This window comes from Cupriavidus campinensis (assembly GCF_905397395.1).
Lineage (GTDB): Bacteria > Pseudomonadota > Gammaproteobacteria > Burkholderiales > Burkholderiaceae > Cupriavidus > Cupriavidus campinensis.
In genome coordinates, this window is the sequence record NZ_CAJPVH010000144.1 from 1 (window position 1) to 1,145 (window position 1,145).

The window sequence follows — 1,145 nt, forward strand, 5'->3', positions numbered from 1 at the left end:
CGCCGTGGCGCCGGCCACGACCGCGTGGCGAACTGGCCGGCGTGGTGGCGGCGGCACGCGCGGCCGGGTCCACGGCTTCCACGATCATGCCCTCCTTGAGGCGGTCGGCGCCGTCCACGACTACGCGCTGGCCCGGCTCCAGCCCTTTCAAGACGGCGGTCTGGGCGCCGTCGGTCGGCCCCAGCGTGACCACCTGCACCTTCACCTGGCTGTCATCGCCCACCACGTAGACGAAGGTGCCCTGCTGGCCCCGCTGGATGGCGGCCACGGGGATCACGGTGGCGTCCACCAGCGTGTCCACGCGCGTGCGCACGTTCACGAACTGGTTCGGGAACAGCATGCCGTCCGCATTGGGGAAGATCGCCTTGAGCTTGACGGTGCCCGTGGTGGTGTCGATCTGGTTGTCGGTGGTCAGCAGCGTGCCTTCGCCCAGCTGGTTGCGCACCTGGCGGTCCCACGCCTGCACCGGCAGCTTTTCGCCGGCGTTGAGCTTCTTCAGCACGGCCGGCAGGTTGTCCTCGGGAATCGTGTAGAGCACGGCAATCGGCTGGATCTGGGTGATCAGCGCGATGCCGTTGGTGTCGCTGGTGTTGACGATGTTGCCCGGGTCCACCTGGCGCAGGCCGATGCGGCCCGAGGTGGGCGCCACGATCCGGGTATAGCCGAGCTGGATGCGCGCGTTATCCACATTGCCCTGGTCGGTCTTCACGGTGCCCTCGAACTGGCGCACCAGCGCGTCCTGGGTATCCACCTGCTGCCTGGAGATGGAGTCCTGCGCCAGCAGCGTCTTGTAGCGCTGCTGGTCCAGCCGGGCGTTCTGGAGCAGCGCCTGGTCCCGCGCGAGCTGTCCCGCGGCCTGGTCGAGTGCGGCCTGGAACGGACGCGGGTCGATCTCCGCCAGCACGTCGCCGGCCTTGACCATCTGGCCTTCCTTGAACAGCACCTTCAGCAGCGGGCCCGAGACCTGGGCGCGCACGGTGACGTTGGTCACTGGCGTCACGTTGCCCAGGCCGTTGAGCACCACGTCCATATCGCGCCGGATTACCGTATTGACCACCACCGGAGAGCGCGGCTGCGCGCCGGGGCCCCCCGGACCTCCCGGGCCCCCCGGGCCCCCCGGGCCCCCCGGGCCCATCCGGCGGCCC

General features: G+C 70.0%; 1 protein-coding gene. It reads right to left on the reverse strand.

Features of this window, described 5'->3' with window-relative positions; translation table 11 throughout:
* On the reverse strand, positions 1-1,145 hold a 1,145-nt coding region (locus KHO18_RS28240), incomplete at both ends, for an MdtA/MuxA family multidrug efflux RND transporter periplasmic adaptor subunit (RefSeq protein WP_211944320.1).